Raw genomic sequence first — 16,124 nt, forward strand, 5'->3', positions numbered from 1 at the left:
CGGACTGACCATGATCAAGAAGCTGATGGGTGCCGTGGCGTTGATGCTGCTCACGTGTACCGCCACGTTCGCCGCCGAGGGCGGCTATCCGCTGGACAAGGCGCCTTACCGCGTCAACGACATGGCGTCGCTGCAAAACGGCGCCAAGCTGTTCGTCAACTACTGTCTGAACTGTCACAGCGCATCCTCGATGCGCTACAACAAGCTCAAGGACATTGGCCTGACCGACCAGCAAATCAAGGAAAGCCTGCTGTTCACCGGCGAGAAGGTCGGCGACATGATGACTGTCGCCATGACGCCCAAGGACGCCAAGAAGTGGTTTGGCACCACGCCCCCGGACCTGTCCGTGATCGCGCGCGCCAAATCCGTCAACGCCGGCCCCTCGGGTTCCGACTACATCTACACCTACCTGCGCACGTTCTACCGTGACACCTCGCGTGCCACGGGCTGGAACAACCTGGTGTTCCCGGCCGTCGGCATGCCGCACGCGCTGTGGGAACGGCAGGGTCCGCGCGAGCTGACCACGGTGGCGATGCACGAGGTCGAAGGCAAGGACGGCGCGCCGCAGTCGTGGGAACGCGTCACGACGGTGTACGATGCGCAAGGTTTTTCCACGGTCAAGGCCGAACCGGTAGCCAGCTACCACGGCCATGCCACCTTCGAGGCCAAATTCAAGGCCGCCAACCCGGCCCAAATCGCAACATACGACAACGACGTCGCCGACCTGACCGCGTTCATGGCCTGGATGGCCGAACCCGTCCAGACCTTCCGCGTCCAGCTGGGCGTCGGTGTCATGTTGTTCCTGCTCTTGTTCTTCCTGGTGATGTGGCGCCTGAACGCCTCTTACTGGAAACACGTGCGCTAACCGCAACGCCCCGCCAGGCGTATCTGCCCCCATTTTCGTGGCGGTGGATAATGGCGGGTTAGGGCTGTATGCCTACCCCCCGCCTGGCAATCGGGGCCAGCGCCTGCTAGATTAGGGCGCTGGCCTTTCGTTTTTCATAAAGGATTTATCGCCATGATGGTGCTCTATTCCGGAACCACGTGTCCGTTTTCGCAACGCTGCCGCTTCGTGTTGTTTGAAAAGGGCATGGATTTCGAGATCCGCGACATCGACCTGTACAACAAGCCCGAAGACATCTCGGTGATGAACCCGTACGGTCAAGTGCCCATTCTGGTCGAGCGCGACCTGGTCTTGTACGAGTCGAACATCATCAACGAGTACATCGACGAGCGCTTCCCGCACCCGCAGCTCATGCCGGCCGATCCGGTCATGCGCGCCCGCACCCGCCTGTTCCTGTACAACTTCGAGAAAGAGCTGTTCGTCCACGTCTCGACGCTGGAAGACCGCAGCGCCAAGCCCGACGAGAAGAAGCTGGCCAACGCCCGCCAGAACATTCGCGACCGCCTGGCCCAGCTGGCCCCGATGCTGCTCAAGAACAAGTACATGCTGGGCGAGGAATTCTCCATGCTCGACGTGGCCGTGGCCCCGCTGCTGTGGCGCCTGGACCACTACGGCATCGAACTGCCCAAGAACGCGGCTCCGCTGCAAAAGTACGCCGAACGCATCTTCTCGCGCCCGGCCTACATCGAAGCGCTGACGCCTTCGGAAAAAGTGATGCGTCGCTAAGGTTGTCGCGTGATGGGTGAAACTTCGACCAAACCGTATCTGATCCGCGCGCTGCACGAATGGTGCACCGATAACGGCTATACGCCGTACATCACCGTGCAGGTCGACGAGCACACCATGGTGCCCGTCGCCCACGTGCGCGACGGCCAGATCACCCTGAACGTGGGTACGCTGGCCACCAACCGCCTGGTGCTGGGCAACGAATTCATCGAATTCCAGGCCCGCTTCAGCGGCGTGACCGAAAACGTCTACGTACCGGTGGGCGCCGTCAGCGCCATCTATGCGCGCGAAACCGGCGCCGGCATGGGCTTCGAAGTGCAGCCCTACGAACCGCCGGCCCCGGGCGCGCAGAACGCGTCCGAGAGCGTCCCGTCCGAAGCCGAGGCGGATGCCGCCCCCGGCGATGACGGCGGCGACGACGAGCCCAAGCGTCCGCGCCTGACCATCGTCAAGTAATCCGGCAGGTCCCCCGCGCCGCCCTGGCCCCAGGCCCGGGCGGCGCGGTCACGTCTGGCCGCCGCCGATGTGACGCGCCATTGCATGGCGATTTTTTGAAACCCAGGATAAGAATGCGTATCATTTGCATATCTGGGCAAAATCCCGTCTCATACGCCTGTATCGGGCCCGCGCGGCCCGCCGCGTCCGTCGCGGCGCACGCCGTCCCCGGCCTTCCAGGAGTGATGCCCCGCCCATGCCGTACCTGATCGGAATGACGCCCGCCGGCGGCGTATCCACCCAGTTCATGCCGCAGATAGACCGCCAGCTGGTCGCCAAGCTGTGCCTGTTCGACACCCTGTCGGACGACGATCTTGCCAACATCCCGCGTCAGATCCGCCTGACCCTGCGCAGCACCGGCCGCGTTCCCGCGATCGTCGGATGGGACGGCGGGCCGTTCCTGGTCAATGCGCGGGTGCGCGAACTCATGGAAACGCTCGAACCCGACACGCACCGCTTCCTGCCGGTCGAGGCCGAGACCATGATCGTCGGCCGCAAGAGCCGGCCGTTCCGCACCTACCACCTGCTGCTGTGCCCGCCGCGCGTGGACGCCGTCATCATCGAGAAGACCGAGTTCTCCAAGGGCATGGGCCGGGCCGGCTACGAAGCCGGCGGCTGCTTCTCGTACCTGAAGGGCACGCCGCTGGTGCTGGACCGCGGCGCCATCCAGGACCGCTGCTTCTGGCGCCTGCCGCGGCAATTCGGCGTGCGGCCGGCCTATCCGCACAGCGGCATCAGCGGCTACTTCTGTTCGGATGAATTCTGGCGCGCCCTGCGCGCCGAGCGTCTTGGCGGCTGGGAAGCCAAGCGGCGCTGCGCGACGGGCGCGCGACCGGAATGACGCGCATGCACGCCGGAAAGAATCTCCTTTTTTCATTACAATGCAGTCCCTGCGCGCGCCCCTGGCGCGCCACGCCGGTGTAGCTCAGTTGGTAGAGCAGCTCACTTGTAATGAGAAGGTCGAGGGTTCGATTCCTTTCACCGGCACCATCCCCCTCCCAAGACACCAGCCAAAATGGCACGGCTTTTATCGCCCGAACGCCCCCCTAAATTGGCTTCATCTCACCTAAGAGAGGGCTAGGTCGTATCAAAACCAGAAGCACGCCATCCGTCTGATATGCCAAACCGGCAGATGGGGCGGCCACCTTCCGAGCTGTAACGTTAAGCTACAATCCTGCCCACTCTTTGGCTCAATGAGGCTCGGCAGCATGAACACAAATCATCTTCCGGGGGCACAACGAAAACGCTTCTGGCAAAAAAAGTGGCCCAGAGAAGTCCTGTTTAACGGGCCTCCTATCATCGTGGCAGGTTCGGCCGCAGTGAAAAGTTGGCGAGATACCCTGTTTGACGAGTGGATATTTGGACTAGCAACCGCAGCCTGCGTCTGGTTGATCTTGGCAACCATAGTTCGGGTCGCAACTGCTCGCGCCGAAGATCAAAAGGAGGGCCCGGACGTCATCCATGAAGGGCTCTATGCAGCGGTATCTACTGTGCATACCATGCTTTCAGAGTGGTGCAACAAACGCAAATGCGGGGCTGACATCCGCGCGACCTTTCACCGAGTCGTACCCCCAATTCATGATCCGCGGGAGATCGAGCAGATCATCAATTACGCAGGTTCGAATGGCGAGGGTGTTGGCCGGAAATTTCCAATCCATACAGGTATAACCGGCAGAGCAATCAGGAATAAGAAGCCTCTGGTGATGTCCAGCCAAAACGGGACAGAAGAGCAACTTCGCACCGAACTAGTACACGAATGGGGATACACCGAAGCAGAAGCTCGCAAACTCGGGCCCGGACGCTACTCTGCAATGGCAGTCCCCGTTCTGGACCGCTCTGGACAGCACCCGATTGGCGTGATCTACTTGGATTCAAGTGACCGCGCTCTCTTCGAACGCGATGATGTTGTGGAAATTGTTGGCGCTGGCACCAAGGCCATTAGCGACTTTGTCACGAAAAGGTATTGATATGAACACTGCCACCAAGAAGCCATCTGAGACTTTCGTCAAAGAATCCAAGCTCATTTCGAAGCCCGGTGCAGTAATTAAAGTCCGAGAACTGACCCTTACGGACTTTGGGGTGCGAGCAATTACCAGTGGCAGCGTTGGAATCAGACAAGGTGCACGGGAAGATGCAGGCCCACCGTCACCGTTGAAGAAGATGGTTTCAGCATGAAACCAGTAAAAAAGCCCAGCCGAAAGGCCGGGCTTTTTGCATTGGGCGCCACTCCGAATGCCGTCCGCTGAACCGCGGATTCCGACCGTCGACGCCGCTCTTTCAGCCCAAGGCGGGCAGCATGTTGAACAGCAGCACCATCACCAGGCCAACCACCGCCACGATGGACTGCACCACCGAGATCGTCTTGGTGGCCTCGCCCATCGTCATGCCGAAGGATTCCTTCACCATCCAGAACCCGGCGTGATTGGCGTAGTTGAAGAACAGCGAGCCGCAGCCGATCGACAGCGCCAGCAGCGGCAGGTTGAGCGAGGGATCGGCGCCGGCCAGCGGCGCCAGCAGGCCAGCCGCGCCGACGATGCCGACCGTGGCCGACCCGGTGGACACCGACAGCAGCATGGCGATCAGCCAGCCCAGCACCAGCGGCGGGAACGCGAACTGGTGGGTCAGGTGGACGATGGCGTCGCCGACCTTGGCGCTGGTCAGCACCTGCTGGAAGGCGCCGCCACCGGCGATGATCAGCATGATGCCGGCAATCGGCTTGAGGCTCTTGCCGAGCGCGTCGCGCAGCTTCTCGGCGTCGCCGCCGCGCGCCAGCACCAGCGCCACGGCCGCGAACAGCACGCCCAGCAGCATGGCGACCAGCGGATTGCCCAGGAAGGCCGCCACGTGCATCAGGGACGACGTCTTGGGCAACAGCATCTCGGCCACCGCGTGCAGCAGCATCAGCAGCGCGGGCAGCAGGGCCGCCAGCACGCCCAGGCCCACGCCGGGCACGGAATGGCCGGCATCGGCCGCGCGCACGGCGGTGAATTGCTCGAGCAGGGCTTCGTCCGGGCGGGTCGTCATGCGCGGCGCGATGAAGGCGCCATACAGCGGACCGCCCAGGATCATGGCGGGCAGGGCGGCGAGGAAGCCGTAGATCATGGTCGGGCCGACCGTGGTCTTGAGACTGGCGATCGCCGTCAGCGGACCGGGATGCGGCGGCACCATGCCGTGCATGGCGGCCAGCGCCGAGATCACCGGCACGCCCACGTACACGTAGGCCGAGCCCTTGAAGCGTTCCTGGCCTTCCAGCTTGCGGGCCACGCTGAAGATCAGCGGCAGCATCACCACCAGGCCCACTTCGAAGAACATCGGGATGCCGATGATGAAGGCCACCAGCGTCATGGTCCAGGGGATCATGCGCGCCGAGGTGCGGTTCAGGATGGCATTGGCCAGGCGCTCGGTGGTGCCCGAATCCGCCAGGATCTTGCCGAGCATGGCGCCCAGCGCGATCACCACGCCCACCGCGCCCAGGGTCTTGCCGGCGCCGTCGGTCAGGTTCTTGACGATGGCGGTCGGCTCCATGCCGGTGGCGAACCCGACGCCGATGGACACGATCAGCAGCGCCAGCAGCGGATGCATGCGGATGCGCGAGACGATGAGTGCGACCAGCACCAGGACGCTTACCAGGGCGGTAAGCAACAGTTGGATGTCGAACGAAGACATGTGTGAAACCCAGAAAAAACGTGAGAGGTCGCGAACCTTCTGGTTGCCATGATAAGGGATCGCCCTGACGCCCAACCGTCATGAACCCACGGCCCGCGGGGTCGTTTTGCATTCCCCGCGAAATTTGTGCATAATTCGCCCCCTCTACCTGTTCCCCGATAGCTCAGTCGGTAGAGCGACGGACTGTTAATCCGCAGGTCGCTGGTTCGAGCCCAGCTCGGGGAGCCAAAGAATGCAGTACTGAAGGGCCCGCAACGTGTTGCGGGCCTTTTGCATGGGCGAACGCCTGGAACACCCCGCCAAACTCGGACGGTGTCCCCCCTCGATCGGGCCGTCGAGGCCCGGGTGCGGGGTGAAATGGTTCTACGATGGACATCGAGTCAACCGTGATGCCCGGGTCCCAGCCGCTTTCCCATGCCTTCCCAAACGAAGTCCGTCGACGCCAAGGCCGCCTTTGAACTCGTGTTCGGGCTGCTGCAGAAAAACCCCTGGATCGTGCGAGACGCCTCGGCCCCGCTGCCGGACATCGCGGTCATGAAGCGACACCAGGCCGATGCCGTCAATGCGATCCTGTGGATCTGTGAAACCGGCGATCTGGCAGGCTGGCCCGCGCAGACGCCGCCGGAAGCCCAGGCCACGGCCTCGTATCTGCTGATGGATCTCACCTTCCGCCTCCTCGATCCCGCCTCGCCCTTGTTGGCGGGCGCCTGGGACGTCCCTGCGGACCAGCCGCCGCATCAGCAGGCGCTGCGCATCGTGCGGCATGAAGTGCAGCGCAGCAAGCCGATCACCGCGGCCGACCTGGCCCGATTCCCCGCCCGCGCCTGATTTGCGAGAATGGGGCGCCCGCCGGATACTGCCCCGTCCGGTCCTTTCCGCCACCGCCCGCCCCATGCGATCCAATCGATCCCTGCCCGCCCTGGTCTCGCTGCGCGCCTTCGAGGCCGCCGCCCGGCGCCTGAGCTTCAGCCTGGCGGGCGAAGAGCTGTTCGTCACCCAGAGCGCCATCAGCCACCATATCCAGCGGCTGGAGGCGGAACTGGGCGTGGCGCTGTTCGAGCGCCGCACCCGCGCCGTGGCGCTGACGCCGGCCGGGCAGGCCTATTACGAGCGGGTCCATGCCGCGTTCACGCTGCTGCGCCAGGGCACCGACGACATCCGCGCGCCGGCCGCCGCGCGCCACACGCTGCGCGTCGGCCTGCTGGCGTCATTCGCCACGCGCTGGCTGGCGCCGCGGCTGGCGGACTTCGCCGCGGCCCACCCCGACATCGACCTGCAACTGCTGCCCGACATCGGCCTGGCCGACGTGGCGGGCGGCGAAGTCGATGTGGCCATCCGCTACGGCCGTGGCACCTGGCCGGGCGTCAAGGCGCGCCGGATCATGGCGGAGCGGCTGTCGGTGGTGTGCGCCCCCGCGCTGCTGGCGGGCCGGCGACGGCCGCGCACGCCGGCGGACCTGCTGCGCCATCCCTTGCTGGTCTCGCACACCCGGCATCCGTTCGAGTGGGACACGTGGTCGCGCCATCATGGCCTGGATCTCGGCCGCGCCCAGACCGTGCACCTGCACGACTACAACATCGTCGTCGAGGCGGCGCTGGCGGGGCAGGGCCTGGCCATGGGCCGCCACCGCATGATCGCCGCGCAGCTGGCCAGCGGCGCCCTGGTCGAGGCCCTGCCGGGCACCACCCTGGACGATCCGCGCATCGGCTGGTGGTTCGTGAGCCCGCGCGGCAAGGCCGATGCCGCCGCCCAGGCATTCCAGGCGTGGCTGATGCGGGCCGCGGCGGAAGGCTGACGCATTACTTTTACTCATACGTGGTTCGCAATAATTGATTGGTCAGGCGCGGCGCGCGCCGATAGCATGGGGATCACCCTTTCCTTTCCCCGTTTCTCAGGTGACTCCATGACCCGTACGATCTCCGGCCGCGCGACCGAACTCGGCCTTGCGCTGGACCCCGCGGCCGCGCCCGCCGCCAATTACGTCCCCTTCGTGCAAGAGGGCAACCTGCTGTACATCTCGGGCCAGATCTCGCGCGCCGGCGGCAAGGCGGCGTTCCTGGGCCAGCTGGGCAACCAGATTTCCGAGGCCGACGGCGTCGCCGCCGCGCGCCTGTCGGCGCTGGGCATCCTGGCGCAGATCGCCGCCGCCACCGGCGACCGCCTCGATCGCGTGGCGCGCGTGGTGCGCCTGGGCGTGTTCGTCGCCAGCACGCCGGACTTCAACCGCCAGAGCGCGGTGGCCAACGGCGCCTCGGACCTGATGGTCGAGGTGTTCGGCGACGCCGGCCGCCATGCGCGCAGCGCGGTCGGCGTGGCCTCGCTGCCGCAAGGCGTGGCGGTGGAAGTGGAAGCGGTCATCGCGCTCACCCCCGCCTGATGCCGCGACGCCGGGCCGCCGCCCGGCGCGACTTTCCTGGAATCGCCATGTCCGCCGTCCTGACTCCCGCCGTCCTGGAAGCGCTGCGCGCCGCCACGCCCGGCACGCGCACCACCGTCCACTTCAACCACGCCGGCGCCTCGCTGCCGTCCGCCGCCACCCTCGACGCCATCCAGGCCCATCTGCGGCGCGAAGCCGAGCAGGGGCCGATGGAGGCGGGCGTGGCCGCGCGTGCAACGACCGAGCAGGCGCGCCAGCTGGCGGCGCGCCTGCTCAACGCCCAGCCCGACGAAATCGCCCTGACCAGCGGCAATTCGCCCGGCTGGGGCGCGGCCTTCGCGGCGCTGGGGCCATGGCGAGCGGGCGATCGCATCCTGGTCGGACGCCATGAATGGGGCGGCAATCTCTCCGCCATGCGGCTGACGGCGCAACGCGCCGGCGCCTCGATCGAGACGATCCCGTCGGACGACAGTGGTTGCGTCGATCCGGCCGCGCTACAAGCCATGCTGGACGAACGGGTGCGGCTGATCGCGCTGACCTGGCTACCCGCCAACGGCGGCCTGATCAATCCGGCCGCCGCCGTCGGCCGCGTGGCGCGCGCCGCCGGCGTGCCGTATTTCATCGACGCGGCGCAGGCCGTGGGGCAATTGCCGGTGGACGTCGCCGAAGTCGGTTGCGACGTGCTGAGCGGCGCCGGGCGCAAGGCCCTGCGCGGCCCGCGCGGCACCGGCCTGCTGTACGTGCGGCGCGACTTCCTGCCACGGCTGACGCCGGCATTCGTCGACACCTATTCCGCGCCGCTGGACGCCGACGGCCAGCCGCAAGTGCGCGCCGACGCGGCGCGCTTCGAATCCGCCGAGGCCTCGCTGGCGCTGCGCTGCGGCCAGGCCAACGCGCTGCGCGAAGCGCTCGACATCGGCCTGGACGCCATCCGGACCCGCATCGACACGGTCGCCCAGGCGCTGCGAACGGAGCTGGCCGCGATTGCCGGCATCGAGGTACTGGACCAGGGCCGCGAACGCTCGGGCCTGGTGTCGTTCAATCTCGCCGGGCACGAAGCCACCGCGGTGCAGCGCGCCCTGGCGGCGCAGGGCATCATCATCGGCAGCAACGGCGTGCCGTACACGCCGCTGGACATGAACGCGCGCGGACTGACGCAGATCGCGCGCGCCTCGGTCAGCTACCTGACGCGCGACGACGAGATCGACCGGCTGCTCGACGCGCTGCGCACGCTGGCGCGCCAGGGCGGCTAGCGTTCGTCGCCGCGGCGCCGACGGACACCGCGGCGCCGTCGCCCTACACCGCGACGCGGCGCGCGAATGGCGACCACTTGGTGAAGACCAGCAGGTTGCCAAACATCACCAGCGCCAGGCCCAGCAGCGCGGCGGGGGTCCACTGGTAGCCCTCGGCGAAGGTCGACACGCTCAACGCCACCACCGGGAACAGCACGGTGCAATACGCCGCGCGCGCCGGCCCCATGCGGCCGACCAGCGTCAGGTAGGCGGTGAAGCCGATCACGGACCCCGGAATGGCCAGGTACACCAGCGCGCCGACATAGGCCGTGGACGTGTCGAAGCGGAACGGCACGCCGGCGATCAGGCAGCCAGCCAGCAGCACGGCGGCGCCGTACAGCATGCTGTAGGCGTTGCCGGTGAGCGGCCGCAGGCCCGCGCGCTGCTGCAGCGACGACAGCATGTTGCCGGTCGAGAAGCAGAACGTGCCGAGCAGCGCGAAGCCCAGGCCCAGCAGGGTCTCATGGCTGGCCTGCTGGCCCGACAGTTCGGGCCAGAACAGCAGCACCAGTCCGCTGAAACCCACCACCCCCGCGACCATCACGCGCGGCGCGATGCGGGTGCCGAACCACAGCCGCGCATTGAGCGCGTTCCACAGCGTGGCGGCCGAGAACACCACCGACACCAGGCCGCTGGGAATCCACTGCGTGGCCGTGTAGAAACAGAGAAAGTTCAGGCAGAACAGGCACAGCCCCTGGCCCAGGCAGAGCCAATGCGCGCGCCGGTCCATGCGCTGCAATTTGCGCGTCAGCAGCAGGACGGCGAACAGCACCAGCCCGGCCAGCGCGAAGCGGTAGAAGATGGAGACGGGAATGGCCACCACGCCCAGCTGGAGCTTGATGGCGATCCAGGTGGTGCCCCAGATGATGACGGTCAGGAAATACAGTAAGAGATTCACTTTCGGACGCTCGGCAGGGCGAAAAAAGACATGGGATCGAGGCATGCGAAAAAGCGCTGCCCTGTCGCGCAGTCTGCGCCCGCGCGTCCCGCGAAAATTGCCGGTTCTTGCGGTTTTTTCTTGCGTCGCGCGATCCACGCGCGCAAGGATCGCAGTAGCATTTCGGTTCCATGGGCACCAACGCATCGGCTCCGTCCGACTTCTCCGTTTTCCGCACGCTGTCCGCGTCCACCGCGACGCTGGCGCGCGCGGCCTCGCTGGGCGAGGGCATCGCCATTTCGCAATGGGGCCGCAGCGCCCACGAGACGCTCGGCTACGACATGCCCGGGCATCACACGCTGTCGCTTTACCTGCATGGCGGCGAGAAATCGTTCCGCGTCGGCAATCCGCTGCACGGCGGCGCCGGCAAGTTCTGCGTGCTGCCGGCCGAGCACTATTCGCGCTGGTGCATGAACGACACGGTGCACTTCCTGCATCTGTACATCGCGCCGGAGCGGCTGGCGCGCGAGGCCGTGATGCGGCTCGATTGCGAGCCGCGCTCGCTCGAACTGCGCGACCGCACCTACATTCACGACGACTCGCTGACCGATGTCTGCCGGGCCCTGCTCGACACCGACTGGAATGCGCCCGCCGACCGCTTGGCCGCCAGCAGCGCGGCCGAGACGGTGCTGCATCACTTGCTGCTGCAGGGCGTGTCGCGCAAGGCCGCGCCGCCGGCCCGCGGCGGCCTCGCGCCCGCGGTGCGCCGGCGCGTCATGGACTACGTCGACGCGCACCTCGCCGAGCCCTTGACGCTGGACCAGCTGGCCGGCGTGGCCGCGTTGTCCACCTACCACTTTGCGCGCATGTTCCACGCCTCGTTCGGCGAACCGCCGCACGCCTGGGTGCGCGGCCGCCGCCTGGCGCATGCGCGCGGCCTGCTGGCGGCCGGCAAGGGCGATCTGGCGGGCATCGCGCAGGCCGCCGGGTTCGGCAACGCCAGCCACCTGTCGCGCGTCTTCCGCGACGCGGTCGGCGTGACGCCGGGGCAATACCGCGCCGCCCGCCGCGGCCACTGAACCGCACGCCCGCGGGGCCCTCGCGGTCTACAATGGCGCACCGCCCTTCGCGGCCTTGATCGCCTGCCCCGCCCGCGATGCCATCGCCGATTTCCCGCGCCGTTTCCGCTGTCCCCGACGTCTCCCGCCCCTCGCCGCTGCGCGCGCATTGGCTGGCCGAGCTGATCCGGCTGCGCGAAGCGCATTGGGGGCCGCTGGAAGACGCCGCCGTGGTGCGGCAGGTGCGCCAGATGGACGTCGCGCTGCCGGACCGCATCCTGGCCCGGGCGCAACAACTGGCGCAACGCGAAGGCCTGGCGCCGCTGGTGGACGGCTGGCGCCGCAGCGCCTGGGCCGTGCTGGCCGCGTTGCTGCTGCTGGCGCTGCTGTCCGGCGCGGGCGTGGCCGCCGGCGCGCTGGGCGACGGCACGCGTCCCGTCAATGTGCTGTGGGCGCTGGGCGCCTTGCTCGGCCTGCACGCGCTCACTTTCCTGCTCTGGCTGGCCAGCTTCCTGCTGGCGCCGGCCGCGATGACCCCGCTGGGACGCCTCTGGCTCTGGGCCACCCGCAAGCTGGCGCGCGGCCCGGACGGCGCGCTGGTGCCGCAGGCCCTGCTCAACCTGCTGGCCCGCGCCGGCGCGCTGCGCGGGCTGTTCGGCGCCGTCAGCCACGGCCTGTGGCTGGCCGGCCTGGGCGCGGCGCTGGCGACCTTGCTGGCGCTGCTGACCACCGCCAGCTACCGCTTCATCTGGGCCACCACGCTGCTGGCGCCCGACACCTTCGTCGGGTTGACCCAGGTCGTGGGCTGGCTGCCCGCGCACCTGGGCTTTCCGCTGCCCGACGCCGCCATGGTGCGCGCCAGCGATGGCGTCCAGGCGTTGGGAGCCGACGCGCAGGTGCAATGGTCCTGGTGGCTGATCGGCGTGCTGGTGACCTACGGCATCCTGCCGCGCCTGCTGGCGTGGCTGGCATGCCTGGCCGTCACCCGGCGCGCCTTGCGCGGCCTGCGCATCGATCCCGCGCTGGCCGGTTACGCGGCACTGCGCGACCGGCTGGAGCCCCCGGCCCAATCCACCGGCATCGACCGCCCGGTCGATCCGCTGCACCAGCCCCGCGTCGAATCGGCGGTCCCGGCAGGCATGGGCGGCCAGCCCGTGCTGCTGGGGCTGGAGCTGCCGGCGGACCTGGACTGGCCGCCCACGGGCCTGCCCGACGCCATCCGCATGGCCGGCAACCTCGATACCCGCGAACAACGCAATCGGCTGCTGGACGCGCTGTCGCAAGCCGCCGCCTCGCGCCTGCTGATCGCCTGCGACGCGCGCCAGACGCCCGACCGCGGCACGCTCGCGCTGATCGTCGAACTGGCCGCGCACGCCGGCCAGACCCGCGTCTGGCTGCGGACACCCGCCGCCGCCGCCACCCGCGAACCCGTGTGGCGCGAACGCCTGGCGGCCCTCGGCCTGGAAGCCGGCGCCATCATCGGACCGGGCGGCGCGCCGCTGGCCTGGCTGGAGCACGGCGATGCGTGAGCCGCTCATCAGCATCGCCGTGGTCGGCCACACCAACACCGGCAAGACCTCCCTGCTGCGCACGCTGACGCGCGACACCACCTTCGGCGAAGTGGCCGACCAGCCCGGCACCACGCGCCATGTCGAGGGCGCGCGCCTGCGGCTGGACGGCCGTCCGGTGCTGGAATGGTTCGACACGCCGGGCATGGAAGACAGCATCGCCTTGCTGGAGTACCTGGAGCGTCTCGCCCAGCCCGGCGAACGGCTCGACGGACCGGCGCGCATCCAACGCTTCCTCGACACCCCGGAAGCGCACGGCCGCTACGAGCAGGAAGCGCGCGTGCTCAAGAAGATGCTGGACTGCGACGCCGCGCTGTACGTGGTCGATGCCCGCGACCCGGTGCTGGGCAAGCATCGCGACGAACTGGCCATCCTGGCGGGCTGCGGCCGCCCCTTGCTGCCGGTGCTGAACTTCGTCAACGCGCCCGCGCACCGCGCCGGCGAATGGCGCGACGCGCTGGCGCGGCTCGGGCTGCACGCGGCGGTCGAGTTCGATACCGTCGCGCCGCCGCTCGATGGCGAACAGCAGCTCTACGCCAAGCTCGGCGTGTTGCTGGACCGCCATGCCGACACGCTGGCGCAACTGGCCGACAGCCTGGCGCGCCAGCGCCGCGAACGCCACGAAGCGGCCTGCGAGCTGCTGGCCGATCTGCTGGTCGACGTCGCCGCGCTGCGTCTGACCAGCGCCAGCGACGAAGCGGCGCTGGCCGCGACCGCGCAGCAACTGCGCCAACAGGTGCGGCAGCGCGAACAGGCCTGCGTCAGCGCCTTGCTGGCGCTCTACAACTTCCGTTCATCTGATTTCGATGACGACGCGCTGCCCTTGCAGGGCGAACGCTGGGGCATGGACCTGTTCCACCCGCAGGCGCTCAAGGACATGGGCGTGCAGGTCGGCATGGGCGCGGCCGCCGGCGCCATGGCCGGCGCCGCGGTGGACCTGCTCAGCGCCGGTCTCAGCCTGGGCACCGGCATGTTGATCGGCGCCGCCGCCGGCGGCCTGTGGCAAGGCGTGGAAAAACTCGGCAAGCGCGTCGCCGGCAAGCTGCGCGGCTGGCGCGAGATCAGCGTCGACGACGCCGTGCTGCGCCTGCTGGCGTTGCGCCAGCGGCAATTGATCGACGCGCTCGAACGCCGCGGCCACGCGGCCCGCGCGCCGCTGCGGCTGGACCGGCCCGATGACGATGCGCTGCGCAGCGGACCCTTGCCCGAGGCGCTCAAGGAAGCCCGCAGCCGCCCCGAATGGTCGGCGCTGGCCCCCGGCCACGAAGACAGCGAACGGCGCAAGCAGGTGGTGCGCGAATTGGCGAAAGCAAGCAAGTACTAACCCCAATCCAAACCGATTGACGCTTAAACGAATCGCTCTATAAGATTCGTTTTGCATCGGTGCGGTCCATCCCGCCATGACAATCACAAGGGGTTGGATCTACCGTGAACCGCCTTTCCTCGTAGCAGCAACGCCATGCCCCGGCTCCCCGTGGGCCCGGGCCCTATCACTTCTGTCGCGCTATCCGCGCATTACGGAGCATGAGGGCTATGCGTACTTTTCCCCACCTAAAGCAAGTGGCGCTGGCAGCCGCGCTGACGGCCTCATTGGCATTCAGCGCCGGCGCGGCCGCCAAGACCTTCCACTGGTCTTATCAGGGCGACGCCACATCGATGGATCCGATGGCGCTGAACGAGACCTTCACGCTGGGCTTCCAGGGCAACATCTACGAAACGCTGGCCGGCTACGACGGCAACCTGAAACTGACGCCACTGCTGGCCGAGAGCTGGGAAAACCCCGAGCCCACCAAATGGGTCTTCAAGCTGCGCAAAGGCGTGAAATTCCACGACGGCTCGCCGTTCACCGCCGATGACGTGATCTTCTCGTGGAAGCGCAGCCTCACGCCGGGCTCCGACATGAAGGGCTACGGCGCCAAGGCCTCCGACATCAAGAAGGTCGACGACTACACCATCGAGGTCACCACCCCCACGCCCAACCCGATCCTGCCGCGCGAATGGGTGTTCCTCTACATCATGAGCAAGACGTGGTCGGAAAAGAACAAGACCACCGAGGCCACCAACGTCAAGGGCGACAACCAGGGCAACTACGCCAACCTCAACGCCAACGGCACCGGCCCGTTCATGCTGGTGTCGCGCCAGCCCGACGTGAAGACCGTGCTCAAGCGCTACGACGGCTACTGGAACAAGGACATCAAGACCAACGTCGACGAGGTCATCTTCCAGCCGATCACGCAGGAAGCCACGCGCGTGGCCGCGCTGATCTCCGGCGAGATGGACCTGGTGCAGCCGGTGCCGGTGCAGGACTGGAAGCGCCTGGAAGACGCCAAGGGCGTCAAGCCGCTGACCGCGCCCGAGGCCCGCGCCATCTTCATCGGCATGGACCAGGACCGCGACGAGCTGCTGTTCTCGGACGTGAAGGGCAAGAACCCCTTCAAGGACCCCAAGGTGCGCGAGGCCGTGGTGCTGGCCGTGGACACCAAGGCCATCAACGAAAAGATCATGCGCAACGCGGCCAAGCCGCTGGGTTCGCTGATCGCCACCGCCATCAACGGCTACGACGAATCGTTCGGCGCGCCCTACAAACCGGACCCGGAACGCGCCAAGAAGCTGCTGGCCGAGGCCGGCTATCCGAAGGGCTTTTCCGTGACCATGGACTGCCCCAACGACCGCTACGTCAATGACGAGAAGGTCTGCCAGGCGGTGGCCGGCATGCTGGCGCGCGTCGGCATCAAGATCAACCTGCTGGCGCAGACCAAGTCCAAGTACTTCGGCAAGATCCTGCTGCAGGCCGGCAACCAGACCAGCATGTACATGCTGGGATGGACGCCCAGCTCGACCGACGCCCACAACACGCTGCTGAACCTGGCCGCGTGCCGCGACGCCAAGACGGCGGCGGGCCAGTTCAACCTGGGCGGCTACTGCAACAAGAAGGTCGATGACCTCACCGCCAAGATCGGCGTCGAGACCGACCAGGCCAAGCGCAACGCGATGATCAAGGAAGCCTTCGGCATCGTGCGCAGCGACTTCGGCTACCTGCCGCTGCACCAGCAGCCGATGTCGTGGGGCGTGAAGGACAACATCAAGGTCATCCAGCGCGCCGACGACGTGCTCGACCTGCGCGACGTGGTCCTGCCGTAACCCCCGGACGCCGCGCCACG

General features: G+C 67.4%; 15 protein-coding genes and 2 tRNA genes. 15 read left to right on the plus strand and 2 right to left on the minus strand.

Features of this window, described 5'->3' with window-relative positions; translation table 11 throughout:
* Window positions 1–10: 10 nt before the first annotated feature.
* The 6 genes from I6I07_RS06320 to I6I07_RS06345 all read left to right on the plus strand — a co-directional run bounded on the left by I6I07_RS06320 (window position 11) and on the right by I6I07_RS06345 (window position 4,092).
* A complete protein-coding gene (locus I6I07_RS06320; protein ID WP_198486026.1) occupies window positions 11–865 on the plus strand; it encodes a cytochrome c1 in 855 nt (284 codons plus the stop codon).
* A 153-nt stretch (window positions 866–1,018) separates the two neighbouring features.
* Window positions 1,019–1,630, plus strand: coding sequence for a glutathione S-transferase N-terminal domain-containing protein (locus I6I07_RS06325; protein ID WP_006388039.1), 612 nt, complete (start codon window positions 1,019–1,021; stop codon window positions 1,628–1,630).
* Window positions 1,631–1,642: 12 nt separating this feature from the next.
* Window positions 1,643–2,086, plus strand: coding sequence for a ClpXP protease specificity-enhancing factor (locus I6I07_RS06330; RefSeq protein ID WP_006392314.1), 444 nt, complete (start codon window positions 1,643–1,645; stop codon window positions 2,084–2,086).
* Between the two features lie 235 nt (window positions 2,087–2,321).
* Window positions 2,322–2,966, plus strand: a complete 645-nt coding sequence (locus I6I07_RS06335; protein ID WP_198486027.1) for an imm11 family protein — start codon at window positions 2,322–2,324, stop codon at window positions 2,964–2,966.
* Window positions 2,967–3,039: 73 nt separating this feature from the next.
* A tRNA-Thr gene (locus I6I07_RS06340) sits at window positions 3,040–3,115 on the plus strand.
* A 218-nt stretch (window positions 3,116–3,333) separates the two neighbouring features.
* Window positions 3,334–4,092 carry a GAF domain-containing protein gene (locus I6I07_RS06345; RefSeq protein ID WP_232625923.1) on the plus strand — a complete coding sequence of 253 codons (759 nt, stop codon included), beginning with the start codon at window positions 3,334–3,336 and terminating at the stop codon, window positions 4,090–4,092.
* A 310-nt stretch (window positions 4,093–4,402) separates the two neighbouring features.
* On the opposite strand, the gene I6I07_RS06350 is transcribed toward I6I07_RS06345, so the two are convergent.
* Window positions 4,403–5,791 (minus strand): GntP family permease, encoded by a 1,389-nt coding sequence (locus I6I07_RS06350; protein WP_198486028.1) that lies wholly within the window; start codon window positions 5,789–5,791, stop codon window positions 4,403–4,405.
* Window positions 5,792–5,943: 152 nt separating this feature from the next.
* On the opposite strand from I6I07_RS06350, the gene I6I07_RS06355 reads away from it, so the two are divergent.
* The 5 genes from I6I07_RS06355 (at window position 5,944) to I6I07_RS06375 (ending at window position 9,421) form a co-directional block, all read left to right on the plus strand.
* Window positions 5,944–6,019 (plus strand) — tRNA-Asn (locus I6I07_RS06355).
* A gap of 186 nt (window positions 6,020–6,205) precedes the next feature.
* Window positions 6,206–6,619, plus strand: a complete 414-nt coding sequence (locus I6I07_RS06360) for a hypothetical protein (protein WP_198486029.1) — start codon at window positions 6,206–6,208, stop codon at window positions 6,617–6,619.
* 64 nt (window positions 6,620–6,683) lie between these two features.
* Complete coding sequence (gcvA, locus tag I6I07_RS06365) at window positions 6,684–7,586, plus strand: transcriptional regulator GcvA (protein ID WP_198486030.1); 903 nt, start codon at window positions 6,684–6,686, stop codon at window positions 7,584–7,586.
* Between the two features lie 108 nt (window positions 7,587–7,694).
* Window positions 7,695–8,168 (plus strand): RidA family protein, encoded by a 474-nt coding sequence (locus I6I07_RS06370; protein WP_198486031.1) that lies wholly within the window; start codon window positions 7,695–7,697, stop codon window positions 8,166–8,168.
* 47 nt (window positions 8,169–8,215) lie between these two features.
* Window positions 8,216–9,421 carry an aminotransferase class V-fold PLP-dependent enzyme gene (locus I6I07_RS06375; protein WP_198486032.1) on the plus strand — a complete coding sequence of 402 codons (1,206 nt, stop codon included), beginning with the start codon at window positions 8,216–8,218 and terminating at the stop codon, window positions 9,419–9,421.
* Between the two features lie 43 nt (window positions 9,422–9,464).
* Here I6I07_RS06375 and I6I07_RS06380 read toward each other — a convergent pair whose 3' ends face one another.
* Window positions 9,465–10,358, minus strand: a complete 894-nt coding sequence (locus I6I07_RS06380) for a DMT family transporter (protein WP_198486033.1) — start codon at window positions 10,356–10,358, stop codon at window positions 9,465–9,467.
* Window positions 10,359–10,528: 170 nt separating this feature from the next.
* On the opposite strand from I6I07_RS06380, the gene I6I07_RS06385 reads away from it, so the two are divergent.
* The 4 genes from I6I07_RS06385 to I6I07_RS06400 all read left to right on the plus strand — a co-directional run bounded on the left by I6I07_RS06385 (window position 10,529) and on the right by I6I07_RS06400 (window position 16,104).
* Complete coding sequence (locus I6I07_RS06385; protein ID WP_198486034.1) at window positions 10,529–11,416, plus strand: helix-turn-helix domain-containing protein; 888 nt, start codon at window positions 10,529–10,531, stop codon at window positions 11,414–11,416.
* 77 nt (window positions 11,417–11,493) lie between these two features.
* On the plus strand, window positions 11,494–12,924 hold the full coding sequence (locus tag I6I07_RS06390) for a DUF2868 domain-containing protein (protein ID WP_198486035.1): 1,431 nt from the start codon (window positions 11,494–11,496) through the stop codon (window positions 12,922–12,924).
* Window positions 12,917–14,287, plus strand: coding sequence for a GTPase/DUF3482 domain-containing protein (locus I6I07_RS06395; RefSeq protein WP_198486036.1), 1,371 nt, complete (start codon window positions 12,917–12,919; stop codon window positions 14,285–14,287). Before I6I07_RS06390 ends, I6I07_RS06395 begins: the two co-directional genes overlap by 8 nt.
* 209 nt (window positions 14,288–14,496) lie before the next feature.
* Window positions 14,497–16,104, plus strand: coding sequence for an ABC transporter substrate-binding protein (locus tag I6I07_RS06400; RefSeq protein ID WP_035359848.1), 1,608 nt, complete (start codon window positions 14,497–14,499; stop codon window positions 16,102–16,104).
* Window positions 16,105–16,124 lie beyond the last annotated feature (20 nt).

The organism is Achromobacter deleyi (assembly GCF_016127315.1).
Taxonomy (GTDB): Bacteria; Pseudomonadota; Gammaproteobacteria; order Burkholderiales; family Burkholderiaceae_B; genus Achromobacter; species Achromobacter insuavis_A.